This window comes from Bacillus methanolicus MGA3 (genome assembly GCF_000724485.1).
GTDB classification, from domain to species: Bacteria; Bacillota; Bacilli; order Bacillales; family Cytobacillaceae; genus Bacillus_Z; species Bacillus_Z methanolicus_A.
On sequence record NZ_CP007739.1, the window covers coordinates 2,052,854 to 2,079,005 of the forward strand.

General features: G+C 37.7%; 27 protein-coding genes and 1 riboswitch. Of the genes, 9 read left to right on the top strand and 18 right to left on the bottom strand.

The annotated features are described in order from the left end of the window. Window positions 1–21 precede the first annotated feature (21 nt). The 4 genes from BMMGA3_RS09915 to BMMGA3_RS09930 form a co-directional block, all read right to left on the bottom strand. Window positions 22–2,205: a DNA topoisomerase III gene (locus BMMGA3_RS09915; protein ID WP_004435076.1), complete on the bottom strand. Its 2,184-nt coding sequence runs from the start codon at window positions 2,203–2,205 to the stop codon at window positions 22–24. Window positions 2,206–2,371: 166 nt separating this feature from the next. After that, window positions 2,372–3,739, bottom strand: coding sequence for an FAD-binding oxidoreductase (locus BMMGA3_RS09920; RefSeq protein ID WP_004435079.1), 1,368 nt, complete (start codon window positions 3,737–3,739; stop codon window positions 2,372–2,374). A gap of 144 nt (window positions 3,740–3,883) precedes the next feature. Then, complete coding sequence (locus tag BMMGA3_RS09925) at window positions 3,884–4,402, bottom strand: hypothetical protein (protein ID WP_004435083.1); 519 nt, start codon at window positions 4,400–4,402, stop codon at window positions 3,884–3,886. A gap of 90 nt (window positions 4,403–4,492) precedes the next feature. Beyond that, complete coding sequence (locus tag BMMGA3_RS09930; protein WP_004435086.1) at window positions 4,493–4,783, bottom strand: hypothetical protein; 291 nt, start codon at window positions 4,781–4,783, stop codon at window positions 4,493–4,495. A 260-nt stretch (window positions 4,784–5,043) separates the two neighbouring features. Between BMMGA3_RS09930 and cspD the strand changes: the two genes are divergently transcribed. Further along, on the top strand, window positions 5,044–5,244 hold the full coding sequence (cspD, locus tag BMMGA3_RS09935; RefSeq protein ID WP_004435089.1) for a cold-shock protein CspD: 201 nt from the start codon (window positions 5,044–5,046) through the stop codon (window positions 5,242–5,244). A 64-nt stretch (window positions 5,245–5,308) separates the two neighbouring features. Here cspD and BMMGA3_RS17415 read toward each other — a convergent pair whose 3' ends face one another. Further along, window positions 5,309–5,485, bottom strand: coding sequence for a zinc-finger domain-containing protein (locus BMMGA3_RS17415; RefSeq protein WP_004435092.1), 177 nt, complete (start codon window positions 5,483–5,485; stop codon window positions 5,309–5,311). A 26-nt stretch (window positions 5,486–5,511) separates the two neighbouring features. Then, entirely contained in the window at window positions 5,512–6,168 is a 657-nt protein-coding gene (locus BMMGA3_RS09940) for a reverse transcriptase-like protein (protein ID WP_004435094.1), read from the bottom strand. Between the two features lie 139 nt (window positions 6,169–6,307). Here BMMGA3_RS09940 and BMMGA3_RS09945 point away from each other — a divergent pair, with 139 nt between their 5' ends. Then, window positions 6,308–6,697 (top strand): reverse transcriptase-like protein, encoded by a 390-nt coding sequence (locus tag BMMGA3_RS09945; protein ID WP_004435097.1) that lies wholly within the window; start codon window positions 6,308–6,310, stop codon window positions 6,695–6,697. 19 nt (window positions 6,698–6,716) lie between these two features. Beyond that, the gene (locus tag BMMGA3_RS09950; protein WP_004435100.1) at window positions 6,717–7,640 is read left to right on the top strand and encodes a DMT family transporter; all 924 of its coding nucleotides are present in this window, start codon (window positions 6,717–6,719) and stop codon (window positions 7,638–7,640) included. A gap of 292 nt (window positions 7,641–7,932) precedes the next feature. On the opposite strand, the gene BMMGA3_RS09955 is transcribed toward BMMGA3_RS09950, so the two are convergent. Next, window positions 7,933–8,214 carry a DUF6123 family protein gene (locus BMMGA3_RS09955; RefSeq protein WP_004435102.1) on the bottom strand — a complete coding sequence of 94 codons (282 nt, stop codon included), beginning with the start codon at window positions 8,212–8,214 and terminating at the stop codon, window positions 7,933–7,935. A gap of 226 nt (window positions 8,215–8,440) precedes the next feature. On the opposite strand from BMMGA3_RS09955, the gene sspL reads away from it, so the two are divergent. Beyond that, on the top strand, window positions 8,441–8,578 hold the full coding sequence (gene sspL / locus BMMGA3_RS09960) for a small, acid-soluble spore protein L (RefSeq protein WP_004435106.1): 138 nt from the start codon (window positions 8,441–8,443) through the stop codon (window positions 8,576–8,578). 201 nt (window positions 8,579–8,779) lie between these two features. Here sspL and BMMGA3_RS09965 read toward each other — a convergent pair whose 3' ends face one another. Both BMMGA3_RS09965 and ftsZ read right to left on the bottom strand, forming a co-directional pair. Continuing rightward, entirely contained in the window at window positions 8,780–9,664 is an 885-nt protein-coding gene (locus tag BMMGA3_RS09965; protein WP_004435107.1) for a 5'-3' exonuclease, read from the bottom strand. A 257-nt stretch (window positions 9,665–9,921) separates the two neighbouring features. Beyond that, window positions 9,922–11,085: a cell division protein FtsZ gene (gene ftsZ, locus BMMGA3_RS09970; protein WP_004435111.1), complete on the bottom strand. Its 1,164-nt coding sequence runs from the start codon at window positions 11,083–11,085 to the stop codon at window positions 9,922–9,924. A gap of 384 nt (window positions 11,086–11,469) precedes the next feature. Here ftsZ and BMMGA3_RS09975 point away from each other — a divergent pair, with 384 nt between their 5' ends. Then, window positions 11,470–11,829, top strand: coding sequence for a hypothetical protein (locus tag BMMGA3_RS09975; RefSeq protein ID WP_004435114.1), 360 nt, complete (start codon window positions 11,470–11,472; stop codon window positions 11,827–11,829). A gap of 90 nt (window positions 11,830–11,919) precedes the next feature. On the opposite strand, the gene BMMGA3_RS18445 is transcribed toward BMMGA3_RS09975, so the two are convergent. The 6 genes from BMMGA3_RS18445 to BMMGA3_RS10000 form a co-directional block, all read right to left on the bottom strand. Beyond that, window positions 11,920–12,045, bottom strand: coding sequence for a hypothetical protein (locus tag BMMGA3_RS18445; protein WP_259674465.1), 126 nt, complete (start codon window positions 12,043–12,045; stop codon window positions 11,920–11,922). Between the two features lie 5 nt (window positions 12,046–12,050). After that, complete coding sequence (locus BMMGA3_RS18450) at window positions 12,051–12,233, bottom strand: hypothetical protein (protein WP_004435118.1); 183 nt, start codon at window positions 12,231–12,233, stop codon at window positions 12,051–12,053. Then, complete coding sequence (locus BMMGA3_RS09985) at window positions 12,230–12,997, bottom strand: nucleotidyltransferase domain-containing protein (RefSeq protein WP_034669375.1); 768 nt, start codon at window positions 12,995–12,997, stop codon at window positions 12,230–12,232. The genes BMMGA3_RS18450 and BMMGA3_RS09985 overlap by 4 nt, the downstream gene beginning before the upstream one ends. Before the next feature lie 13 nt (window positions 12,998–13,010). Continuing rightward, window positions 13,011–16,676 (bottom strand): dynamin family protein, encoded by a 3,666-nt coding sequence (locus BMMGA3_RS09990; protein ID WP_004435122.1) that lies wholly within the window; start codon window positions 16,674–16,676, stop codon window positions 13,011–13,013. Window positions 16,677–17,031: 355 nt separating this feature from the next. Then, on the bottom strand, window positions 17,032–17,595 hold the full coding sequence (locus tag BMMGA3_RS09995; RefSeq protein ID WP_004435125.1) for an isoprenylcysteine carboxyl methyltransferase family protein: 564 nt from the start codon (window positions 17,593–17,595) through the stop codon (window positions 17,032–17,034). Further along, entirely contained in the window at window positions 17,595–18,680 is a 1,086-nt protein-coding gene (locus BMMGA3_RS10000; RefSeq protein WP_004435127.1) for a type III polyketide synthase, read from the bottom strand. Before BMMGA3_RS10000 ends, BMMGA3_RS09995 begins: the two co-directional genes overlap by 1 nt. Window positions 18,681–19,423: 743 nt before the next feature. Between BMMGA3_RS10000 and BMMGA3_RS10005 the strand changes: the two genes are divergently transcribed. After that, complete coding sequence (locus BMMGA3_RS10005; protein ID WP_004435133.1) at window positions 19,424–20,068, top strand: DedA family protein; 645 nt, start codon at window positions 19,424–19,426, stop codon at window positions 20,066–20,068. A 201-nt stretch (window positions 20,069–20,269) separates the two neighbouring features. Here BMMGA3_RS10005 and BMMGA3_RS10010 read toward each other — a convergent pair whose 3' ends face one another. Together BMMGA3_RS10010 and BMMGA3_RS10015 are read right to left on the bottom strand one after the other, a co-directional pair. Continuing rightward, window positions 20,270–21,583, bottom strand: coding sequence for a nucleobase:cation symporter-2 family protein (locus tag BMMGA3_RS10010; protein ID WP_004435134.1), 1,314 nt, complete (start codon window positions 21,581–21,583; stop codon window positions 20,270–20,272). Next, on the bottom strand, window positions 21,580–22,173 hold the full coding sequence (locus tag BMMGA3_RS10015) for a xanthine phosphoribosyltransferase (protein WP_004435139.1): 594 nt from the start codon (window positions 22,171–22,173) through the stop codon (window positions 21,580–21,582). Before BMMGA3_RS10015 ends, BMMGA3_RS10010 begins: the two co-directional genes overlap by 4 nt. A gap of 131 nt (window positions 22,174–22,304) precedes the next feature. After that, window positions 22,305–22,406, bottom strand: a riboswitch (purine riboswitch). Window positions 22,407–22,824: 418 nt separating this feature from the next. Between BMMGA3_RS10015 and BMMGA3_RS10020 the strand changes: the two genes are divergently transcribed. From BMMGA3_RS10020 to BMMGA3_RS10030, 3 genes are read left to right on the top strand one after another with little or no spacing between them, the layout of a single operon-like run. Continuing rightward, a complete protein-coding gene (locus BMMGA3_RS10020; protein WP_004435141.1) occupies window positions 22,825–22,974 on the top strand; it encodes a hypothetical protein in 150 nt (49 codons plus the stop codon). 24 nt (window positions 22,975–22,998) lie between these two features. Next, complete coding sequence (locus BMMGA3_RS10025) at window positions 22,999–23,475, top strand: cytochrome c oxidase subunit II (protein WP_004435144.1); 477 nt, start codon at window positions 22,999–23,001, stop codon at window positions 23,473–23,475. Beyond that, entirely contained in the window at window positions 23,475–25,130 is a 1,656-nt protein-coding gene (locus BMMGA3_RS10030; RefSeq protein ID WP_004435146.1) for a b(o/a)3-type cytochrome-c oxidase subunit 1, read from the top strand. The genes BMMGA3_RS10025 and BMMGA3_RS10030 overlap by 1 nt, the downstream gene beginning before the upstream one ends. 45 nt (window positions 25,131–25,175) lie before the next feature. Here BMMGA3_RS10030 and BMMGA3_RS10035 read toward each other — a convergent pair whose 3' ends face one another. After that, window positions 25,176–26,117 carry a DMT family transporter gene (locus BMMGA3_RS10035; RefSeq protein ID WP_004435149.1) on the bottom strand — a complete coding sequence of 314 codons (942 nt, stop codon included), beginning with the start codon at window positions 26,115–26,117 and terminating at the stop codon, window positions 25,176–25,178. Window positions 26,118–26,152 lie beyond the last annotated feature (35 nt).

Consider the following 26,152-nt stretch of genomic DNA (forward strand, 5'->3'; position numbering starts at 1 on the left):
TGCATTATGATGCATTATCCATTATGTCTTAAATGTAAATTCAATTTTTGATTTATCATTGTTCCAAATTATATAGGCATCAAAGGATTTTTCGTCTTTCTTAAATCCTTTAATTAAATCTGTTTGGCCGTCTTTTAATAGTTTTTTCAAATTCGCTTGTGAAATCGTTTTTCCTAATATTTTCTTTGAAATAGTGAAGTCACAATTTGTCTCATTATAGTTAGAACAACCATAAAACGTACCTTTATCGACTACCTTTCCGCCACATTTTTTGCATGGACCAAAACTGGCGTTTCCTTTTGCTGATTTATTTCGATTTCCTATTCGCACGGAAGCTTTAACACTTTTTACATCAATATGATCAAATGTCCAAGATTTAGACTGTTTTACTGCATCCTCAATCAGTTTAACAGTTAATTTTTTTACTTGCTCCATAAATGCTTGCGGAGAAGCTTTGCCATCTCCAATTTCACTTAAACGCTGCTCCCACTTAGCTGTCATTTCTGGGGAAGCCAATACACTCTTACCAACTGCTTCAATGAGCAACTTTCCCTTTTCTGTAGCATACACAAGGTTCTTTTGTACATTAATGTACTTTCGCTCTTTTAACACTCCTATGATGCTTGCTCTCGTAGCCTCAGTACCTAATCCTTCTGTTTGATTTAATACTTTTACAAGCTCTTCATCCTCTAAGTGCTTACCAGCCGTTTTCATTAATGTAATAAGTTGACCTTCTGTATAGCGTTTAGGTGGCTGCGTCTTTCCTTCTTTCACAGTTGCTTGTTGAACGATTCCTTGTTCTCCTTCTTTTAGAGACGGCAAATCTTGTTCATCATCTTCATTACTCTTTTCTTTTTGCTCACCATAAATCACTTTGCGCCAACCTTCTTGTATCATCTCTTTTCCTTTTGAGATAAAAGCAGCACGGCCATCGACTAATGTGTGAATCGTTGTATAATCAACTATTGCATTATCATAATGCGCTGCAATTAATCGCTCTACAATCAAGTGATAAATATTTTGCTCATCAATAGATAATTTTGCAGGGTCTGTCACCTGTTCCGTTGGAATAATGGCATAGTGGTCTGTAACTTTCTTTTCATTAACGTAGCGTTTATTATTTATAATAGAATCAACAGGCAGAGGGAAAAATTTGTTATATTGTTTTAACTGACTTAATTTTTGCAGAATTTCTGGAAACATAGCTGCTTCTTCTTTTGTTACAAAATTCGAGTCGCTTCGAGGATATGAAATCATTCCCTTTAGATATAATTTTTGCGCTATATCTAATGTTTTTTGTGGAGGATATTTAAACATTTTATTTGCAGTTGCCTGTAGAGCTGACAAATTAAAGAAATATGGTGGTTGAAACTCTTTTCGTTCTTTCTCAATCTTTTGTATTTCTGCCGATTTCCCTTTACAAAACTGAGCAATCTTATAAGCCATTTCCTTTTCTTTTAAACGTGTTTCTCCATCTTTATGCCACTTGCCCTCAAAATATTTTTCTTGCATGTTAAATGCAGCACGTACTTCCCAGAAAGATTCTGATTTAAAATTATTAATCTCATGTTCACGCTTTACAATTAGTGCCAATGTTGGCGTTTGAACTCTTCCTGTAGAGAACACGTCGTAAATCCCTTTTTGCTGAAGCAAAAGAGTATAGGCTCTAGAAGCATTCATTCCAACAAGCCAGTCAGCACAAGCTCTACTGATGGCTTCATAATAAATATTTCTAGTTTGGGATTCATCTAATAAATTTTCAAATCCATTTATCACAGCCTTTGGAGTTAAAGAAGAAATCCAAAGACGTCTTATTTTTTTGTGATTATTACACTGGGAAAGAATAATCCTAATAATTGCCTCTCCTTCTCTTTCAGCGTCGCCCCCGATGATAATTTCAGAGACATCCTTTCGATGAACAAGCTCTTTAATAATTTGAAACTGTTTCCACTTAGCTCTTGATACACGATATTGAAAGCGTTCCGGGATTATGGGCAACGTTTCTAATGACCATTTCTTCCACTTTTGATCATAGTTTTCCGGAGGAACCAACTCACATAGATGTCCAATGGCCCATGTCAATAACGCACCATTAGGAAAAATATGATTTGGTGCTATCTCTAAATAGCCATCCTTTTTCTTAAAAGAAAAAGGTGCGGCCAATTTTAAACCTTGATCAGGCTTTTCTGCAATGATTAACTTCATAAAAAAACTCCTAAACTGATAAACTTTCAAGCTTTTTTACCTTAAATTCTTTATACCAAAAAGTAGAATAACATGAAAGCACTTTCTATTATTGGTTCTATAGTTGAACGTAAAAAGAACCGGCGCCTACACGGCACCGGCTCCTTTTCCACAGTTGTTCACATGCTTACAAATTTGGAAGAACCTTTCCTGGGTTTAAAATATTTAACGGATCGAGGGTTTGTTTAATGAGACTCATAATGTTTACAGCAGAGCCATGTTCCTGCAGCTGATATTTTCTTTTCCCCACTCCAACTCCATGTTCGCCAGTACAAGTTCCTCCCCGGCTTAACGCATATTCTACCAATCCGGCATTAAACTTTTCAGCACGGGACATTTCGTTAGCATCTTCTGGATTGAACATCACTAAAGCATGATAATTTCCATCCCCAATGTGTCCAAGAACTGCCCCGTCTAATCCTGATTCATCCAACTTCTCCCTTGCATATTTTACAGCATCTGCCAGTTCAGTTAGTGGAACACAAACATCTGTAACCATCATCTTTTTTCCTGGAGATCCATGCAAGAAAGCATATGCGAGATTGTGGCGGGCTTCCCATAATTGCGAACGGGCTTTCGTCTCTGTCTCAAACGCCCACTCGCTGCATTCTTCTTGAATAGCCAGTTCCTTTGCCAATTCAATATCCTGTTCAAGACCTGATTTATTCCCATGGAATTCTAAAAAAAGTGTGGGCTCTTCCTTATAGTTTCTTTCAAACTGCCGGTTAATCTGGTAAATCGAGCGCGCATCCACAAGTTCTACCCTGGCGACGGGAATGCCCGCTCCAAGTATTGAGACAGCCGTTTGGACCGCCTGTTCTACAGTAGGAAATGTTGCTCTTGCTGCCACAATTTCCTCAGGAATTCCATGGACCCGAAGCACCAGCTCTGTAAAAATGCCAAGTGTACCTTCTGATCCAACGAACAAACCAGTCAAATTATATCCCGAAGACGATTTTGCTGAAAGTCCGCCGGTGCGGATGACCTCCCCGTTTGCTAAAACCACTTCAAGGTCTCTTACTTGATCACGCATCACGCCATATCGAACCGCAGTTGTCCCGCTGGCATTCGTTGCTGCCATCCCTCCTAAAGTAGCGTCTGCGCCGGGGTCTACTGTGAAAAACAAACCATATTTTTTCAGCTCTTTGTTGACTTGTGAACGTGTAACACCTGGCTGGACTCTGACAAGAAAATCCCCTGGCCGTACTTCTAAAATTTTGTTCATTCTTTGAAAATCTAGGGAAATTCCCCCTTGATAAGGAATAACATGTCCCTCCAAGCTAGTCCCCAAGCCAAATGGAACAACTGGTATGTTGTTTGTGCTGGCAAATTTCATCACCTTGCTAACATCCTCCGTTGATTCAGGAAAAACGACAACATCCGGAAGATGCGGTGTATGGTATGATTCATCTTTACTGTGCTGCTCTAAAATTGTTTCATTAACTGTAACCTGGTCGTTCGATAATATTTTTTGTAATTCCTCAAGCAAGTTCATATTTATTTTCCTCCAATCATACCTGTCTCTCCTCTAAAAATTATCTTAGCTTGCTATCCAAGCAAAGACAATATAATCATCTAAATATTCAGAATTAAAGGTTTCCGCGTAAAAATAAAATAGTCAGCCATAAATACTGGCTGACTATTTTATCTTCTTAAGTATTTTTTCAATCAAATGACCAGTAAAACCACCTATAACTCCTAAAAAAATTCCGTTAAAAACAGGACTTAAGAAAAATTTTAAAAAAATAAAGTCAGTAAGGAAGGGGAGTTTCCAAATAATACCAACATTCATACCGACCACCAACCCGAGACAAAATCCGGTTAAATAAGTTTTTTTTGGCAGCTCATTCCCTTCTCGCTGATGACTTATGATTTTTGCTTTGTTGTAGGCTTGCCATATTGAAAAACCATATATAGATGGATAAAACAATCCCCATTGATAATTAATAATATCATTAGCCATTTGATAATCTCCATGAAAAGAATGCAAAATTGACACATTTAATCTAGATAACACGTTTGCCCCAACTTCACACAATAAAAGCACCGTGCCAAAAATATATTGTCCGTTATAGTACTGGCCAAAACCGCACATCATTACTGACCATAATAAAGCTGTAATTGGTGATTTATACACATGATGTTTTTCTACTTCCATCGTTGAACCTTTCCAATTTCAGGTGTTGTTTAATTAGAATTATTTTTTACAATAAAAGAAAAAACATCCGTTTAGAAACAAAATAATTGTTTAATTTCGTTTGTAAGTCTGGATCGATCCATCCTTTTGGATATACCAGTTATCATTTGAAACGATTGTGACAATTGTCAAAATGAGTGAAGGGATTTTTTCAACCCGAAACACTGCAGCTTCAATCTGTTCATTAAAAATTAAAAAAGAGTCGCCATGTGAAAAACTATGCAAAACGGCACCCATTGTAAGCAAGGAATTGACTATTGCTTCCCGCTCCTCTGTTTCGATCATGATGTGAGGAGAGAAATTTACAATCCAATCTTCATTTCCTATTGAAAATCGGTACATTTTCTCACCCTTTGTTTTGTGGAGATATTAATAAAAGATATGAACAAAACGTGTTTTTATGTATACTGAAAAACTTTTTTCATTTAGAAGTGATTTCGTAAAAAAATTCTCACAATTATTGACGTTTACTATTGTTTTCGTGTATATTAAAGACATCATTGGCCGAATAATTTTCCGTCTCCGGAATATATTCTGTCGTATGATATTATTTTACATGGACACGTTATCGTGTCTCGAATGGTTTAGGAGGAAAGTGTAATATGCAAAACGGTAAAGTAAAATGGTTTAACAACGAAAAAGGCTACGGATTTATTGAAGTTGAAGGCGGAGACGATGTATTAGTACATTTCAGCGCAATTCAAGGTGAAGGATTCAAAAGCTTAGAAGAAGGCCAAGAAGTTTCTTTTGAAATTGTTCAAGGAAACCGCGGACCTCAAGCAGCGAATGTTGTGAAACTTTAATTCCTCAAATAAATAATAGGCCGGTGTTTAAACACCGGCCTTTTTTAATTTCATGAAATTCATATTAAGACAATTTTTTGCCAACAGCTTTAATTTTTTCTCCTACAGTGCATTGTGTTATGCAAAACCGATGGGCATACCTTTTTCCTTTTTCTTTTCGATGTTGTTTATACAAAAAACAATCTTTGCAGTAATGGTTCATCAGCTCTTCTACTTCAGCAAATAACGCTGCACGATCCAAACTCTTCACGCCTTTCAACCTATGTCTTATAGTATTTGCATTTTACTGTTTATCATTTTTCCTTCTAAAGCTTGGCTTGCCAGCTTATCAGCTTCTTTGTTTTCTTTTCTGGAAACAACAGTATAACGCGGTTCAAGTCCAAGCTCTTTTTGCTTGTTTTCAATTCGATCAAGCCACCTATTTAAAACATCCTCATAGCATGGCCATTCCCCTTCAAGCTGCTTCAACACGACTTGGGAATCTCCGATAAACTCGCAGGGAAGATGGTGAACGCCAAGTTCTTCAAGAATTGTTAACGTAAAATAGAGCGCCGCATATTCGGCTTCATTGTTTGTTTCCATCTCATCAAATAATTGATTTGCACGGATTCGATATTTTTTCTTTCCCTGCTTATAATAAATGACTGCACCAAGTCCAGCCTGATTCAATTCCTTATGAAAACCCCCATCAAAATAAACGACAACATCATGTGGTTCTTCTTCGATTTCGGCAGCCAGCTTTTTCATTTCCTTCATCGTCCATGAAGTCCCCAGCTCATCATAATAAGCCAAATCTGCTGCTTTTCCCGACTTTACAATCTCTTCACCGGCCTTTATGGCAAGATCTCCTTCCAGCAAATCAGAAGTAAACAATACGGTTTCGTTTCCTTTTAATTTATATTTCCATTCCAACATAAATTTCATCTTATATCAGCCCTTTTTCAGATCTTTTATTATACTATATTTTGTATATGAATGGCTGTTCTGTTCACTTTATATTTTTACCGCGATTCTTATATGATACACTTATTTATATTTTTTGAAAATTATTGGAGGTATTCTTTTGATTGAAGTTTATTTTGATGGAGCTAGTGCCGGCACCCCCGGGCCAAGCGGAGCGGGAATATTTATTAAGACGGGCGGGAATGTAGAAAGATACTCAATCCCACTCGGATTAATGACAAATCATGAAGCAGAATTCCATGCGTTAATTAAGGCAATGGAAATATGTATTGAAAAGGGATATCGAACCGTTTCTTTTCGAACGGATTCTGAATTAGTCAACAGAGCCATAGAAAAAGAATTTGTAAAAAATAAAAATTTTGCACCTTTATTAGAAAAAATACTGAAGCTCTCTGACCAATTTGATTTATTTTTCATGAAATGGATCCCGAGCAGCGAAAACAAAACGGCTGATATTCTTGCCAGGATGGCTGTTCGAAAAAATAACTGAAAGGAAGTTTGATCGTACGATGAAAAAGACTTTAATTGCTGATGTCAGCCTCCTCTTGGTTGCTTTCGTTTGGGGAGCCACGTTCGTACTTGTACAAAATGCCATTTCTTTTTTGGAGCCTTTTACTTTTAATGGAATCCGTTTTTTTACCGCTGCGGTTCTATTAGGAGGGTGGCTGCTTTTATTTGAACGAAAACAATTGCTTTCTATAAATAAAAAGTTGCTGTTCTCAGGAATTTTATTAGGAACTTTGCTTTTTATAGGATATGCATTTCAAACAGTTGGCCTCCTTTATACATCATCATCGAAAGCCGGATTCATTACGGGGTTAAATGTCGTTTTGGTTCCAATGATTGCGATTTTTTTGTTAAAACAACGGCCCGGTGCGAATGCTGTTGTTGGTGTTGTTATCGCCACTGCGGGTTTATATTTGCTTACGATGACAGACAAAGTAAAATTAAATATTGGTGATGGCTTTATTTTTATTTGTGCGATCGGATTTGCCTTGCACATTATTTTTACAGGGAAGTTTAGCAATAACTATCCATCTTTAATGCTGACGGTTGTACAAATATCAACGGTAGCCATTTTGTCGTCAATATTTTCATTTGGATTCGAAAATTGGCAGATGGCCTTTCAGCCGGATGTCATTTTAACAGAAAACGTGCTTTCGGCCTTGATTATCACTTCTGTTTTTGCTACAGCCCTAGCATTTTTTGCACAAACAAATTTCCAAAAATTCACAACACCAACGAGAGTTGCACTTATTTTTGCCATGGAACCGGTTTTTGCCGCTGCCACAGCATTTATTTGGGCCGGGGAACGATTGTCTTACACTGCAATCATCGGTTGTATCCTTATTTTTTCAGGAATGGTATTTGCAGAACTGCCCGTTAGAAAAGATGTGTTTCTTGGAAAGTTTAAACGGAAACATGCCGCTTAAAAAGGTGAGAAAAACGGGAGTAAGTTCCCTTTTCCTTTTGTTTCATATCCTGGAATGAAAGCTATAGGTTTATATCGATCATGTTTCAAAGGGAGCGATCCGCTCATCTATAAGGTAAATCTACCTTGGACGCGAGTAGTCTCCTCCTGAACGGGAGTAAATTCCTTCTGAACGGGAGTAAATCCACCTTGAACGGGAGTAATCTACTCCTGAACGGGAGTAAAACCAGCTAGTTTTACAATAAAATCTCAAAGGGACTGTCCTAAATTGGGCAGCCCCTTTTTTAACTCGTTCAAATCGCGATTAATTGTTTTTCCTTCACAAATTGTATCGCTTCGTGTCGGGTTTTAATTTTGTTTGAAGTGAATGTCTCAAGTAAAGAAATATAGAAACTGCCGTCAAATTCCTTTTGCGCTTTTAAAGTCAGTTCAATTGCCGCATTTGTAAGTTCATCAGTTGCATTTGTATAATGTTTTCCAAAATATATGAACCCAACGGCATCCTCCCGAATTCGAAAGCCTTTCGATTGCAAATAGTGTAAATAATCCTCCACTGTCCGCAATGACTTTTCCATTCCTATCCCCCGGATCTGTTATTTTCCCTACCTAATTTTACTTTATATTTCGACTAGTTTCTATCGTTTTTGTCAAAAAGCAGCTGATTTTCCCGGTCATCGTTATATATGAAGTAAGCCGAGTGAAATTTTTCAGATTGGAAAAACTATCGGTAATAGCCTCTTTAATTAGGGCTAGTCAAGGAAAATAGACATATTGAAATAGTAATTATGGAGGTACTTTCGCATGAGCAAAAAACACAATAGAAACAGAGGAACAAAAGCACCGGCAGTAACCTCTCAAGGTTATGGACAAGATGCAGAGTTTGCTGAAGAACCGAAAAGCAAATTAGAAAATGCCGCGAAAAAGAAAAATACGAAATAGATAAAATAAACCAGGCTGCTAAAATAAGCGTCATTCCCGCATATAAAAAAACCGGGCATCCGTGAACTGTGCCCCGTAAAGTGGATCGTTCACCGAAAACCCGGTCTTTTTTATATGTTTGGAATAAAAGATCATAAATGTGATCGACCGCTCATAAAAGAAATTTTTGACTCATGAATCAAAATAACGGCTCAAATTTTTTTAAGCATATTCTTTTTCAAATTCTAAAAACCTGTGCAGCCCTCTAAGTTCTAATTCAACAAATTTTTCAAGCACCTTTTTCCGGTCGATTTGAAGCAATGCATCATCAAGACTGCAAGACACGGGTACATCACACTTAATTTCGGCCAGCTTCCTGCTTAAATGCAGCATTTCAAGATCCTGTTCAATCTTCATTCTCTGTGCCTTTGACAAGTTTTCAAGATTTGAAACGATCCCTTCAACATTTTGAAAATGCTGCACAAGCCTTAAAGCTGTTTTCTCACCGATGCCTCTTACTCCTGGATAATTATCACTTGAGTCTCCCATCAAGGCTTTGACATCAATCATTTGCTGTGGAAAAATGCCTTTTTCCTCAAAAAACGACTCTTTCGTATAAACATGATAATTTCCGAAACCTTTTTTTAACAGCGCTACTGAAATATTGTCATCAATAAGCTGCAAGATATCCTGATCCCCCGTTAGAATGAGAACATCCACATGTTGACAGCTTTGTTTTGCGAGCGTTCCAATACAGTCATCCGCTTCAAAACCTTCAAGGCCGATATTTGGCACATTAAAAGCTTCCACGATCTCTTTAGCAAGATCAAATTGGGGGAGCAATTCAATGGGAGGCTCTGAACGGTTGGCCTTATATCCTTCAAAAAGCTCTGTACGAAAAGTTTTGCTTCCCATATCCCAGCAAACTGCCACATGAGTCGGATGAAATTGTTTAACCGCTGTAAAAAAATGTTTGATAAATCCATATACGCCATTCGTTGGGATGCCTTTAGAATTTATCATAAATTGACCGTTAACGGCAGTTGCATAAAACGAACGAAACAATAGCGCCATGCCGTCTACCAGCATGAATGAAGGCTTTTTCATTTGTAAAATTTGTCCCTCCATTTTTAAAGTCACAATTTTCATTATATCATGGGACAACAGAAAGCCGTATGAAAAGATCTCTTTTGGTGAATTTTGTCTGCAATTATTCTTTTCCAGTTTTTACAATGTTTTCATCATAAGAAATCCAATCACTGAAGCTTCCGATGTACAGCTTTACGTTCTCAATATTTTAATGATAAAAATTTAGAGCGGCAGGAACACCGAAACCGCAAAACACTCTTGTAAGTTTATCAAAATTATTTTTTTCGTTTGCGCAAGAACGCAGGAATATCCAGAAATTTTTTTGGCTGTTCCGATTGTCGGCCATGATCTTGAACGTGTCGGCCATAATCTTGAACTAGTTCTCCGCGATTTATCGGATCACGTCGTATACGTTGTTCATTTTGATATGAATTAGACATTCCTTCCATTGATGGCTGAGAAGACGTTTGGAATAAAGGAGCCTCTTGCTCAGTGAATCCAGTTGCAATGACAGTTACTATAATTTCTTCTTTTAAGTTTTCGTTAATGACAGAACCAAAAATCATATTTAATTCCTCGTTTGAAGCAGATGCAACTATATCGGCGGCCTCCTGTACTTCATGAAGACTTAAATTGTGACCTCCAGTTATGTTCATGATCACGCCATGAGCTCCATTGATGGAAGTTTCCAGCAACGGACTATTTAAAGCTTTCTTCGCAGCTTCAGCAGCACGGCCTTTACCTTCGGCAATACCAATTCCCATTAAGGCTGTTCCTTTATGAGACATGACTGTTTTCACGTCAGCAAAATCAAGGTTGATTAAACCTGGAACAGCTATTAAATCGGAAATCCCTTGAACACCCTGGCGAAGAACATTATCCGCTTCACGGAAAGCTTCAAGCATGGGTGTTTTTTTATCTACAATCTCCAATAAGCGATCGTTTGGAATAATAATTAAGGTGTCCACTGCTTTCCTCATTTCGTTAATTCCACTTTCCGCATTTGCTGCACGCTTAACGCCTTCAAATTTGAACGGACGTGTTACAACCCCAACTGTCAGTGCACCAAGCTTACGGGCGATTTCAGCAATGGCGGGCGCTGCCCCTGTTCCTGTACCGCCGCCCATTCCGGCTGTAACGAAAACCATGTCTGCGCCTTGTAACACTTCTTGGATCTTCTTTTTGCTTTCTTCCACAGCCCTTTTACCTATTTCTGGATTTGCACCTGCTCCTAAACCTCTTGTCAATGAAGCACCGATTTGCACTGTGATTTCTGCTTTTGATTGATTAAGAGCTTGTGCGTCTGTATTAACGGCAATAAATTCTACACCCTCAACTCCGTCCTCGATCATACGGTTCACGGCGTTGTTTCCCCCGCCGCCAACACCTATGACTTTAATCGTGGCGAATTGGTCTATATTTGTATCAAATTCCAACATGATCATTCCTCCTCATTCGTACAAATTGCCTTGATTTCACACTATTCAAAGAGTGCCTGAAGAACTTATTTATATTATTCGATGTTATCCGAAGATTTCATCTTTTTTTTGTATGATTTAGTAGATTAAGAGAAAAGATATTTTGCAGTTTCTTTCTGGTTATTTCGGTCAAAAACTTAATCCTGATAGCATCTGAAACAACCGCTTCTTTATTGAGTGGCGATGGAGTCATGCATATGATAAAAAAAGACAACTTCACCATAGTGAAGTTGCGTTGAAAGGTTTTATATTTTTCAAAAAAATCATACCAAAGATGCTTCAATATTGACCCTATGAATGTTACTATTTATAACTATAGAAAATTTAAATGAGGAGTGTGTTAAAATGAAAAAGCTCTTAAAAATTTTAATAGTTTTTTGTGCATTTTTAATGGTTTTCAGCTCGGGTAGTGTTTTTTCATCTTATTTGGGGAAGGATAATATGGCTCATGCTTACTCGCCAAATGTTCAAATACATGGACCGTTTTATACAAATTTCAAAGGCACCACTTTAAATTCCCGTGTTGCTAAATATTCTCCTGCTAGTTTAAATTTACAAGCAGCTGCTGGTAAAGCTGTATTATCAAAGTATGGTAAAATTAGTTCTACAAAGACTTATAAGATTAAATGGTATCAAAAAATAACTTACAGTGCCTACGGACTAAGTTACAACGGTTCAATTACAAACGTTTCATGTATCAATTAAATAAAAATTCCCTATTGCCTTGGGGCTTTGGAAGAGGCTGTCTCATAAGGGTCTGACCCTTATGAGACAGCCTCTTCTTTTTTTGATTGATCAAACCATTTGAGGAATCCTGCGACTGACTGTAAATATCCTTTCAACGTTTTCATTTGTGGCAAGCCGAATATTTGAATTGTGAAGCCGTTCATGAAGCCATTCTTTTTCTACAATTTTTTTCATTTGCTTCATCCCTTCTTACGTTTTTCCATTAGTTTTTTCACATGTTCTTTCGGGGTCCAGCAGTTAAATTGATAATTTGGCCGCGTTTCATACCCGAGCCTTATACAACGATATTTCATATTTTTCTCTTTCCCTGTTCTTTCGGCATGAAAATGGATGCATGTTGCGCATGCGTGAAATGGATTCATTCGTTATCAACCGCCTTCACCTGTAAAAGCTCCCAAAGCCATTCATTTAATAAGCTCTTCAGATCCGTACCTTTTTGAAGATTATGCGAGTATTCAAACAATTTTTCTTTTTGTTGTTCTAAATAATCAATTAGTTCCTTTACTTCCACATATGGAAGAAGCGTTTTTTCTTGTTTCGCTTTCACGAGAATAAAATATTTGTCGTATATAATATCTTTTTCCATTAGTGATTCAGTTGGAAAGTCAAGCAAATCATTGGAAACTTTGTTCCTTTGGCAAAGCCTCAAGGCGATTAAATAAGCTTTAACCGCCTGAAGCAGCTGTTTCTGTCTTTTATCATTGTAATTCTCTTTATTTTTAACGTCTTTAATATTTCTCGACATTACCTGCATGTAATGCATAAACAAAGAATACGGCGAGTAGCCCTTTTCAATCATAGACTGGAGCGTTTCCCGGAATGCGTGTTCATTGATATATACGACCGGGGAATACGCCCATTCAAACAGACTCGGATTAGATTTTCTAAAAAGCTGCATGGCTTTAAAAATATCCCAGCCATGGATATCAAACGGATCTGTCAAATCAAGCACATCATTAGAAGGATCAATGGAAAGATACTTTTTTATATCCTTAAACCGATAAATGAATCGAATATCAAAGTCTGAATCATCGGTATGGCTTCCCCATGCGCGACTTCCCGCTTCACAAGCAAAAAGGATTTCAATTTCATATCGTTTTTCCAATTCTTTTAACCAATCATTCATTTGATCCAAATCCTTATGAAAAAGAATGAATTTGTTTTTCAATTTCCTTTAATTCATCAATCGGGAATCCTTCTCCAAGAGCGGTCATCAAGCCGCTGTAATATTCTTCCGTCTGCTCTGCTAAATTGTGAAGAAGATTATCAAAGTGAAGGCTTAGAAGCTTGATATAATGTTCCTTCATACGGCTGTTTTCTGTTAGTAAATACTGTTCGGCAGATTCTTGAAGGATTCCTTCTAACTCTTCTGCTAAAAAACGCTTCTCATTTTTTTCGAAAAAAGATTTCAAATTCTTTACTTGGCCTAAAGTTTTTTTAAACATGGCTCTGTCTAGTTCTTTAAAAGCATTTTGAAACTCTATTCCGGTATACTCCGGCGATTCAAATTGTGAGAAGGCAATTCCTTCTTCACTTTTGGCTGCCATTTCCTGTGTAAGAGTAGTATAAAAGTTTTTAAGGATTTTCGTGATGAAGGCCTCAACTCTTAACGATGTCGCTCTCATTTCCTGAGCAAAATCAAATCCAATGCTTTCAAGCAAGTCTTCTAAAGCGGTTTGAAGAGCCTTCTTTAGATTTCTGCCATCATCCTTGAGCACTGCCGGATTAAAAGCTTCCTTGAAAAAATCACCGAACCGGAAAAACACCCTTTGTTTAATGTAAAAAACTAATTCATCTGCTTCCTGGTTCAGCTGGTTTTTCAATAAGTCAGGAGCTTGAGATTGAAGAAAAGCCAGCAATCGCTCTTTTTCCGCTTTCACTTTTTCGTATTTTTGTTTTTTTACTGATTCGTCTTCCATTGAGGAAGCAATAAGCCCTGCAAGAAGTCCTGAAGCGCGGACGAGATCTGCTTTGGCTGACGATTCAGCAATTTTCATTAAATCTCCTGAAATAAAGGAATAGAAAGCCTTTTCAAAATCATTTATTCGAGATTCTTCTGTCTCAAGCTGATCGTTTTTTTCCTTTAAAGCGAGTAAGCTTGATACTGGAAATAAATTCGGTTGGCGAATGCCGTACTGTAAAAGCTGATCTTGTACATACTCCATAACAGAAGCCATTTCTTCCTCGTTGCTGGCAAGGTCAATCGCATTGACAATAAAAAACATTTTATCGAGTTCAAATGTCTCTTTCACCCGGCCCAATTGGATGAGGAATTCCCGGTCTGCTTTTGAAAATGCGTGGTTATAGTAAGTGACAAACAATATCGCATCCGAATTTTTTATATAGTTAAAAGCAACTCCAGTATGGCGTGCATTGATGGAATCAGCACCAGGAGTATCCACTAACGTAATCCCTGCCCTTGTTAAAGGACAATCAATGAATACCTCAATCTCTTCAACAAAACACGATTTTTCTTCGTTTGCAACAAACTCGCGAAATTCTTTCAAATCTGTTTGCACTTTTTCGCCGAGACGGTTTTGAAAAAGTTTAAAGCCTTTGTAAAAAGCAGATAGAAAAGCAAAATGCATTTTTCCAGCTGCATCTGAAACAACTTCTTTTCCTTCTATATTTTGAATCGCAGCCATTCCTTCATCAAAATTTGCAACATTGAAGCCAAAAAAATGCAATGATCGCTGCACTTCTTCGAAAAGCGCAGCAGATTCTTTTAATTTAACGATCACAACGCCATGAGAATGGTTATTATCAACAGGCTTAATTTTATTGATCGCAGCCGTTGTTGGGTTTGGCGAAACCGGGAGCAAATCGGTTCCCATTAAAGCATTGGCAAACGAAGATTTCCCGGCACTGAATGCTCCGAATAAGGCAACGGTAAATTGCTGGTTTTCAAGGCGATCGGCTTTGCGAAGGAGCTCGTCGCTCAATTTTCTCATACCAGGAATAGATCTGATTTTCTCCCCTGTAAACCGGAGTTTTCTTATTAATTTTTCAAGCATAGCATCAGAAAGTGTGTCCTCGCCTCCCTGATTGATAGAATCATCAGCATCGCGTCCGGAAGCCCAACTCTTCTTGTTCAGTACATATGAATCCGCTTTCATATCTGTAATAATTTCAGCCTCTTCCTCCTCAGAAGAAAAAAGAGAAAAAATGGCATCATGATCCATGCTTATATGATTGCTGCCCATTAAGATCTCTTCCATGGCAAAACGGGCTGACATCTGTTTTTCCTGTATCGCATCTAGATTTCTTTTTGCGTCAGCAATCTTTTTCAACTGTTTGAATTCTGCTTCCAGCTTGCTTTTTGCTTCAGCATTTTTCTCTTGAAGAAAACTGCTTAAAGCTTCTATCAAAGGAAAAATTTCTTGTTTCGCTTCTTTTTTCAATGACTCAGCAACTTCACTTGTATAATTTAAAACATATTCCCCGGACAATCTTGCCCCTGGTTTTACGGCCGACATTAATAAATCTTTCGAAAATGGCACCGCAAATTTTTGGGCTCTTTTAGCCAGCTCCGGATAAAAGACACCTTCACTCTTTAAAGCATTTAGAATAAGTTCACGCAAATGCCAGTCCAGCTGGGTCTTCACCTTTTCTGAAAGGTCGTTGTAAAATTGTTCTAACCGTTCATTCCGGGCTTCTTCCGTCTTCTGTTTCGTGAAAAACAAGCCGACTTTAAAATCGGGCTGACGGGATTCCAAATACTTTTCTGCAAGCTCTCTTGTTTGGTAAGGCATGAGATACGCATTTTTTAGTATTTCGTTCGTTTCAGTTAATAGGCGTTCTTTCACTTTAACAGCAGCTAAATCTATTTCATCTAATTGCTTTTTAAACTCTTCCAGTTTATCGCTTACATTATTTTGTTCATCTTCCGTTAACCCGTCCATGATTTCCTTATTGGCTTCGAACTTTTCTTCATCACGGGCAACCAAATACGCATAGTGATCATCTGCCAGTTTTTGTAGAGAATGGAAAATGGTTATCGGTAAAAGTTCATGTCTTTCTGATATTTTTTCCTTAATCAAATTTTGAAGAATTGGAAATTGATTACTCTTGTGTTCTCTATTTTTTAAGCTTGTATAAAAAATTCCTGCAGGTTCCACTCCCCAGGAAGCAAACGCTTTCTGCACACTTTCCTTGAAAGTTGTGAAACTTAATTCTTCTTCTCTATGTTTATCGATCTGATTAATGACCAAATAGATTTCTTTCCCTGCATCTGAAAGCGCTTTAGTAAATAGGAAATTCAATTCGGATTGTACATGATTGTAATCCATCACATAAAAGATAATATCTGCCAAATGAAGGGCAGATTCGGTCGCAATTCGGTGTGCATCATCTGTTGAATCAATCCCCGGTGTATCCATAATCACCGTGTCTTCGGGAATAAAGGTTTTAGAATGGCTAATTTCAATAGACTGGATTTCATCTCCATTTTTCGCATATGATTTCACTGTTTCAAAATCGTATGGAGCTGGATAAAGCCGAGGTTTTCCCTGTTTAAAATAAACCTTCGCATAATCCTTGCCGGATTTAATTTTTACGAGATTTGCGCTTGTCGGAATCGGGCTCGAAGGAAGAAGATTTTCACCAATTAACGCATTGATCATGCTTGATTTTCCAGCCGAGAAATGGCCGCAGAAACCTATTGAAAATTCTTTCTCTTGCCATTTTCTTGCCAGTTGCTTCACTTTTTGTTCGTTTTCTTGATCATTATTTTTTTTGAAAAATGTATATAAGGCAATGATTTTTTCAATGAGCGGCTGATCTTGCTGAGTGATTGTCTTTACCATAAATCAAATACCCCTTATTTTGAACATTTCTATCTTGATTCCATTGTAAACGATTTTTCTATATTTTCATATAAGTCTATGTTGTTTTTCCATTTAACAGTAAATAACAAAACAGCCCGGGCGTTTCCCGAGCTGCAAGAATAACCACAAAGTTATTATTTTGTTGACTGGGCAGATTTGGCTACATTTTGAAGAACATATTTCATAACAAATCCATAAACTGCAATTGTTGCAGCAACAAAAAGAGATGCCATATGTAACACCATCCTTGAAGAATGATAGTGAGAATAACTTTCAAATTCAATTAGAATTTTACCATGAACGATTATCATTTTCAATATGAATGTTTAATTTTTCACAATTTATTAACATTATTAGGTATAAAACGATTTTTCCTTTTAAAAGAAATTTCGTATTCCGTAAATTTCTTAAGAGCTCTTTCTTCCACCGGTATTCGAATCGATAAGACGAGAATATTTAACAATGAAAAAATGATCGCAGTAAAATAAGCTTGAAACATTATCGGAATAATGACAAATTCAAGAGCCACTACACAATAATTTGGATGTTTCAAAAATTTATAAGGCCCTTTTTTTACGACTGATGCACCCGGCAGGACAAGAATTTTTGTGTTCCAGTATCTGCCTAGTGATAATAGCGCCCAAATGCGAATGGCCTGTGCAGCAAGAAAAGCAAATAATAACAATGGCCAAAGGGGCGAGATGTCTTTGTGAAAATATTGGACCTCTGTTATCAATACAAAGAAAAATAGAAGATGTACAATGACGATTACCGGATAATGCTTTTGGCCGAATTCAACAGCTCCTTGACTTTTCATCCACTTCTCATTTTGTTTCGCCACTATTAATTCGAGCAATCGTTGAATGATGATAACTGAAATGAATAGCCAGAATGCCATTATACCCACCTCATTAATAGTAATTCAGAGCTGAATCCGGGCCCAAGTGCGGCAGCCAAGCCTATTTCACCTTTATTCGCTTTTTCCATAATCCTCCGTAACACATATATGATGGTTGCCGAAGACATATTCCCATATTCCTTTAATATTTCGAGAGAATCTTTTGTCATGTTTTCAGGAAGATTAAGTTCTTTTACATATGCTTCCAAAACTTTTTTGCCTCCGGGATGGGCAATGAAATGATCAATGTCATTTAAACCGATATTCCACTCACGGATCAATTTTTCTACATTTGGTTTTAGCCAAGTTTCTATCTTCGTTGGAATATCTTTTGAAAAGACTACAAACAGGCCATCATTTTTGACATCCCATCCCATTACATCAAGAGTGTTTTTCATTGTCGCTGATTGAGTGGCAAAAATGTTGGGAGATGAAGCCCGTTTTTGATAGGACAAAATATCTGACGCTCTTCCGCATACGACAGCACATGCAGCACCGTCTGCGAACAAGGAAGCACCAATTAAATTGCTTTTGGAATGGTCGTTTCTTTGAAACGTTAAGCTGCATAATTCAATTGATAAAACAAGAACATTTTCTTTCGGAAAAGCAAGGCAGTATTCATAAGCCCTTGATAATCCGGCAGCTCCTCCGGCACACCCTAGTCCAAAGATTGGTATCCTTTTCGTGTATGAAGAAAATGGAAGAATATTCATAATTCTTGCTTCGATGCTTGGAGTCGCAAGACCGGTTGTCGAAACTGTAATAATCGCATCAATTTCTTCATAAGGGATCTCGTTTTTTAAAAAAAACGAATTTGTTAAACATTTCGTTATTGCTTCCGCACCTAATTGTACAGCCTTTTCGATATATGCATTATTTTTCTCTTCAAATGTCCTTTCGTGTTTGAACCATTCCAGCCCTTTTACAAAATGGCGCTTTTCGATCTGTCCGTTTTGAAACGCTGTTAATAGCCTCTCAATGTCCTTGAACGAATCTGAAAAAAGCTCACCCGCAAATTCCATTGCTTGCTGCTGTTCAATGACATAAGGCGGGATCGCTTCTGCTGCAGACAAAATGATCGGCATTGTTTCATACTCTCCTTTAGGATCATGTAATGTTACTTTTTCCTTTTAAGTGTCAAGTATGCAAACAATCTCACGATCAAATGAAAAGAACTTAAATATTGAAAGAAAAAAAGCTTCCCCCATTAGGAGGAAGCAATACATTTCGAAGGAGTTGTTGTGCATATTTATTATATACTCTGCCCGTCAAAATATCACTCTTTAATGTTTTCCAGTAAAAATAGAAACGATTTTTATCCGTAAAGAAACACAAACATCCATCACGTTTCCAACAAAAGGATGAAATGCATCGGAAAAACCGATGCTGACTTTACTGATTTCTTTGGCTTTGTTTTTGTACTTCGATCCAAATTGAATTTGATGCTAACAAACCGCATGTTGTACAAATTTCCTTTTCATTGTATAAACGGCGGCAGCGATCACAATAATACTTTTTCATTCTTCGCTCACTCTTCCCCTGCTAGTCAATCTTGCTTTAGTTTATTTAAAGCAAACAGGGATTGTGACAAGGAATAATACAATAAAAAGAGATTGGATTTCTCCAACTCCGGTGCTATCTTAATAATGCAGCTTTCTGTCCACTGTCTTGAAAATTGTTCCCTAAATATACCATTAAGAATTTTTTAAGAAAGAAAAATTTAAACAAAATTAGTGATAACATTACTTTATAAAAGAGGCACAAAACCTAAATATAACAGTGTGATAAGTCCAAAGAATGAAATGAACTAGAGCTCGGAGGAAATAATATGGCACATTGGATTTCAATATTTGAACAGCATAGTTATTCAATTTTGTTCGCTGCTATAGTACTTGAACTTCTGGCTTTGCCTATTTCTGGTGAATTTTTCATGGGGTATGCAGGATATTTAGTTTTTCAAGGAAAAATGAGTTATTTCTTATCGGTTTTAACAGTTATTGGAGCAGGAGGAATCGGAATTACCGCTACATACTGGCTAGGAAGAATCGGCGGTTATAAACTTATTGAAAAATATGGACGATATATTCACCTCAGCCCTACGAAATACAATAAAATCGCCGCTTGGATGGAAAGATCGGGGAGCAAATTATTAGCATTTGCTTATTTTTTTCCGGGAATTCGTCATTTCACAGGGTACGTTTCTGGAATTTCTAGAATACCGTTTCGAACATTTATCACTCCCGCCTATATTGGAGTTAGTTTAAGGGGATTATCTTTTATTACATTAGGAAAAGTATTAGGACCCCAATGGCACGAATTTCACAAGATTGCGGGCAGATATCTTCTTATTGCCATACTGGTACTTTCGTTATTTTTGGGCGGACTGCTTATTTATAAAATGTATAAGTATAAAATGAAAAACAATTTGCTAAAATTAATCGAATATATATCCAAATCGTTATTCCTATTTTAAGCGGGGTACTTATGTTATTCATTGCGATTGCCAACATCGCTCTTACGCCTGTTCTTCCAAGTGAGTTAGAGGTTTACGTTTCATAAAAATAAAAAACGCCACCTCCATTTCCTTGTAAATGTTAATAAGAAAATGAAGATGACGCTCTAACATATTTTTCGCTTTAAAATGTTGGACAAAGTAAAAAAGATAAAAAGGCGGTTATGACACTTGTTGTTCTTGCAGTGGCGCAACAGTTTGCACTCTTTTTTTCATCGGCAGCAAATTGAAGACGATATTTAAGAAAAGTGCTGTTAAGCTGCCGGCAACAATCCCGTTGTTTGTCAGAATGCGAATACTTTCAGGCATATGTGAAAACAAATCCGGCACTGCTGTAACTCCTAAGCCCATTCCAACAGAACAAGCTATAATGAGTAAATTTTCCTGTGATGTAAAATCAACCTTGCTTAACATTTTAATGCCGTATGCCATAACCATACCAAACATTGCCACCATAGCGCCGCCAAGGACAGCCGGTGGAATGACGGTTGTCAGCGCGCCAATTTTTGGTACAAGTCCAAGAATGACAAGAAAAGCACCTGTTGTATATATTACTTGTTTTCCTTTAACCCCGGAAAGCTGAACGAGACCGACATTTTGAGAATAAGTTGTGTATGGAAAAGCATTAAACAATGCTCCAAGAAGAATCGCAAGGCCTTCAGCACGATAGCCATTTGCAAGATCTTTCTCAGATAACTTACGATTACAAATATCTCCTAATGCAAAATAAACCCCTGTAGATTCAACCAAGCTCACAATCGCTACTAAAATCATCGTTAAAATTGCCGTCCATTCAAATGTCGGCATACCGAAGTAAAACGGTTTTGCCATATGGAACCACGAAGCCTTTTCGACTGCTGAAAAATCTACTTTTCCCATAAAAAAAGCAACTGTCGTTCCGGCCAATAGCCCGAGCAAGATGGAAATCGAACGGATAAAACCGGTAAAAAATCGATAAAGTACGATAATAAAAAGCAATGTTCCAAATGCCAATGCAATATTAGAGAGGGATCCGAAATCCGGACTTCCCTGTCCCCCTGCCATATTGTTCATCGCAACAGGGATCAGCGTGATTCCAATGATGGTAACAACAGATCCGGTCACAACAGGCGGAAAAAATTTCACAAGCTTGCCAAAATATTGAGAAATTAAGACAACAAATAATCCGGAAATTAAGATTGATCCATATATGGCTGAAATTCCGTATTGCCCGCCGATGGCAATCATTGGTCCAACCGCCGTGAATGTACAACCTAAAACAACCGGCAAACCAATCCCGAAAAATTTGTTTCTCCAAACTTGAAGAATTGTCGCGATCCCGCACATGAAAATATCAATGGACACTAAGTAGGTCAACTGTTCACCTGTCAATTTCAGTGCTCCACCGACGATTAACGGTACTACAACGGCGCCGGCATACATAGCAAGGACATGCTGTATTCCAAGTGAAGCGGTTTTAAATAAGTTCGGTTTCATGCGTTTACTACCTCCGACTCTTCAATAAACTGGACTTTCCCTTTTTCAAGCGAACCAATTCTTGCAAGAGACTCTACCCTGAAGCCTCTAGAACGCAATAGTTCACTTCCCTTTTGAAAAGACTTTTCAATGACGATTCCAAAACCGACCACTGTTGCCCCTGCTTTTTGGACAATTTCTGCCAATCCTAAAGCAGCCTGGCCATTTGCTAAAAAGTCATCAATGATCAAAACCCTGTCATCAGGTGTGACATATTTTTGAGAAACAGATATTTCATTAGTCTCTTGCTTTGTGAATGAATAGATAGAGGCAGTAAGCAAATCGCCGGCTAAAGTAAGCGACATTCTTTTTCTAGCAAATACAACCGGCACCCCAAGCTGTAATGCCGTCATTAGTCCAGGTGCAATTCCTGAAGACTCAATTGTTAAAACTTTCGTAATCTTTTCGTGTTGAAACAACCGGGCAAATTCTTTTCCTATTTCTTGCATTAAGACAGGATCAATTTGATGGTTAAGAAAAGAATCCACCTTTAAAACCGAATCGGAAAGGATGACGCCTTCATCCCGAATTTTTTTCTTTAGAAAATCCATGTTCTCCCCCTTTTCATATTGGCAGCTAAAAGCAGAAAGCCTGAAGGTCATTGCATTCCTCAAAAATGAGTGAAGCAATGACCTCCAGGCTTCAGCTTGGAGGTAATTAGAATGATACGCAACAAAATGCGATTTTCCCATTGCTCACCCATAGTCGGAACATTTACGGTGTTCCGGTAGAGACTCGCGGGCCATATCCCCGCCATTATATGAGTGAATGCTTATGAAATTAATAACATTATAACATCAAAGAATGATAAATCAATAGCCGAATGTTTCCGAATAATAAAATAAAAATATTCGGATTTATTAGCAAACAGGCAGGGGAAAACTGTTAGAATTTTATAACACAAATCTGGTTTTGTTTTTTTAACATTTCTAAAATTGAATTAAAAATGGACTCTGTTTTTCTCCATATGTTGTTTAGTAAAAACCATTCCCTATTACAATCTTCACATTTTCTTCACAATTTCTAATCGCTAAATGTGACTTTAATCACTGATATGTCAATTTTTCACTGTTAACATAGTAAATACATAAGGAATGAACACTTTGTGAACTTACTGAAACCATATAGAAGTTTCCAAATTGTTTTGTATTATGAAATTGTATTCATGTATTTTTCCAATTTCCTGAAAGGGGGGAAACGGTATGGCGAAAACGGAACTTGACAATAAAACAAAAACTGAGATTAATGATCACTCTTCCTTGAAGGGAACATTGGCTTCCGTTTTCTTAATGGGTTTCTTCTTTGTTTTCGCTTGGCTAGGAGTCTACTACCTTTATTTAAATCGTTTTTAGTAGTTAGAGAGGAGTTAAAAAGCCATGCATCTTCATAAGTTCGAAAAAATTTGGCTAATTTTCGGTGTAGCAATGTTGATTGTTTTCTTGTCGACCGTCGGTGTAAGTGCTTTCTATTTGGGCAATCAACCCCCAAGCTGTTTAGCGACCATCGATCCGCAAAAGGTTGACGAAACAGCCCCATTTAATAAACCGGGACTAAAAAAAGTAGAAGGAAAAGACTGGGACTACGAACTTGTATTTGTTGCTTCTGCCTTCAATTATAATCCAGGCCAAGTACAAATTCCAAAAGGGGCAAAAGTAAAAGTGATTGCTACCACAAAAGATGTTGTCCACGGATTTGAGATAGCCGGGACAAACGTTAACATGATGCTTGAACCCGGATATATATCAGAATATGTAACAACCTTTAACAAACCGGGAGAATATACGCTTTTATGTAATGAATACTGTGGTGCCGGCCACCATATGATGACTTCAAAAATTGAGGTGGTTGAATAATGAATAACTCATCCGCTTTTATAAAAGTTGACCGCCGGGATGGCAAATTGGCAATGGCTCATTTTTATGTGGCGTTTATTGCTTTAGCAATTGGCGGACTATGCGGACTTTTACAAACGTTAGTTCGTTCAGGTAAATTTGAATTGCCTGCCGGAATCGGCTACTATCAAATATTAACGGTTCACGGGGTTGTTTTAGGACTTGTTTTAACTACCTTCTTTATTACAGGATTTCAAATTGCAGCAGTTAGCCGTACTTCAGGAACCTTAACAAACGGCCAGCGGAAAGTTGGCTGGGCTGGTTTCTTTTTAATGACAATTGGTACAGTAATGGCTGCCACTATGATTTTACTTAATAAAGCATCTGTACTTTATACGTTCTATGCACCGCTGCAAGCTCATGCTTGTTTCTATCTTGGACTTACACTTGTTATTGTCGGTAGTTGGCTTGGCGGAATTGTCGTCATTATGTCATATGTAAAATGGAGAAAAGCCAACCCTGGCAAACCAAGTCCTCTTCTTACGTTTATGGCATTAGTAAACTCTTTATTGTGGTTTATTGCAACTCTCGGAGTTGCTGTCAGTGTACTGACTCAATTGCTTCCTTGGTCTTTAGGATTAATTGATACTGTAAATGTATTACTTACTCGCACTCTTTTCTGGTACTTTGGCCATCCGCTTGTATACTTCTGGCTGCTGCCAGCGTATATGGCTTGGTATGTTGTTATTCCAAAAGTTATTGGAGGCAAAATTTTCTCTGATTCATTGGCTCGTTTATCTTTTATCTTATTATTGCTTTTCTCAATCCCAGTTGGTTTCCACCATCAATTAGTAGAACCAGGGATTGACCCAGGATGGAAATTCTTGCAAGTTATTTTAACATTCTTGGTTACAATACCATCTTTAATGACTGCTTTCTCTTTATTTGCAACGTTTGAAAATTTCGGACGTTCAAAAGGCGCGACCGGATTATTCGGTTGGTTTAAAATGCTTCCATGGGGAGATGCACGCTTTGTAGTGCCGTTTATAGGAATGCTGGCATTTATTCCTGGTGGTGCAGGCGGTATGATCAATGCTTCGCACCAGATGAACCAAGTCGTCCATAATACGATTTGGGTAACAGGACACTTCCATTTAACAATAGCAACTGCAGTAATTTTAACGTACTTCGGTATTTCGTACTGGCTCATACCGCATTTAACTGGACGGACACTTACGAAAAAACTGAATAAGCTAGCGATTATTCAAGGTGTTCTTTGGGCAATTGGAATGACCTTTATGTCAGGTGCAATGCATGCTGCAGGCCTTCTTGGTGCACCAAGACGATCAGCATTCTCAACTTATTTAAACTCTCATCAAGCGATGGAATGGATTCCATATCAAGTTGCACAGGCTGTTGGCGGTACGATCTTGTTCTTGTCCATTATCTTAATGCTTTACATCTTTATTAACCTTGCATTCTTTGCACCAAAGGGTGAACAAGAATTCCCGGTTGGAGAAGTTGCTGAAGAAGCGGAAAAAACTCCAATGGTATTGGAAAATTGGAAATTATGGCTCGGCCTTTCAGCTGCTTTGATCTTATTCGCTTACACAATTCCGCTTATAGATATCATTCAAAATGCTCCTCCAGGATCAAAGGGTTATAAATTCTGGTAATAAGAAATGTGGAAGCGCTGAAGTAAAACATTTGAAAAACCTGCCTCATTCTTTGGCTGAGGCAGGTTTTTTGTTTTCTGTACCATCCTTCCCTAATGTCTGCAAATTTCCGATTTCAGTAGGTAAATTTACAACAATTACAGAAGTGAGAATTAATAAAGAACCTGCAATTTGCAGCCCTGTTAGTTTTTCATTATAAAAAATAACGCCAAGAACTGTTGCTACGATTGGCTCGACAGTAGCAATAACTGCTGCCTTGCTGCTTTCAGTTCTCTCCAGCCCCCACGTATACAAAAAGTAGGCAAGAACTGTTGGAATCAATCCAAGCCCGCCGCCATAGAGCAACACGTTCACATTTAGCAGCAGTTCACTTTTCTCCCATAAACGAACAACCGGTAACAAGACAATGGCTGCTACAACAAAAGTATACAGTGTTACTGTAAAAGGGGGATATTTTCGTAACGCAAACTTTCCAAAAATACTATATAAAGCATAGCCAAGTCCTGAACCGAGTCCTATTAAAAGAGCTAAAACCGATATAGTTTGTCTAGAATCACCGGTTAACCCCGAAATAAGAGCGCAGCCTGATATCGTTCCGATCACTGCTATTATCTTTTTTACCGATAACGATTCCTTCAAAAAAAAGAACGATAGGACAGCGACAAAAGCCGGAGACGTATAAAGGAGTATAACGGCTAATGATATTGGCAAATAATTAATCGCAGTAAAATAACACCAATTAAAAAAGACAATACTTAAAATCCCCGTTCCAAAGAACATTGGCAAATCTTTAATGGAAATCCTCATTTGGCTTCTAAATCTTATGAATCCAATAACCAATAGCAAGATTGTTGCTGCAGTCACCCTAATCGTTACAATTTCCATTGCTGTGAATCCAAAGCTTGAAAGACCCCTAACAAATAAAGCTATCAGCCCCCATAATGAAGCACCACAGGCAATGAAAAAATAAGGCAGATAGTTTTTCATATTTCCTCCGAAGTTATACAACAATTATCATATCA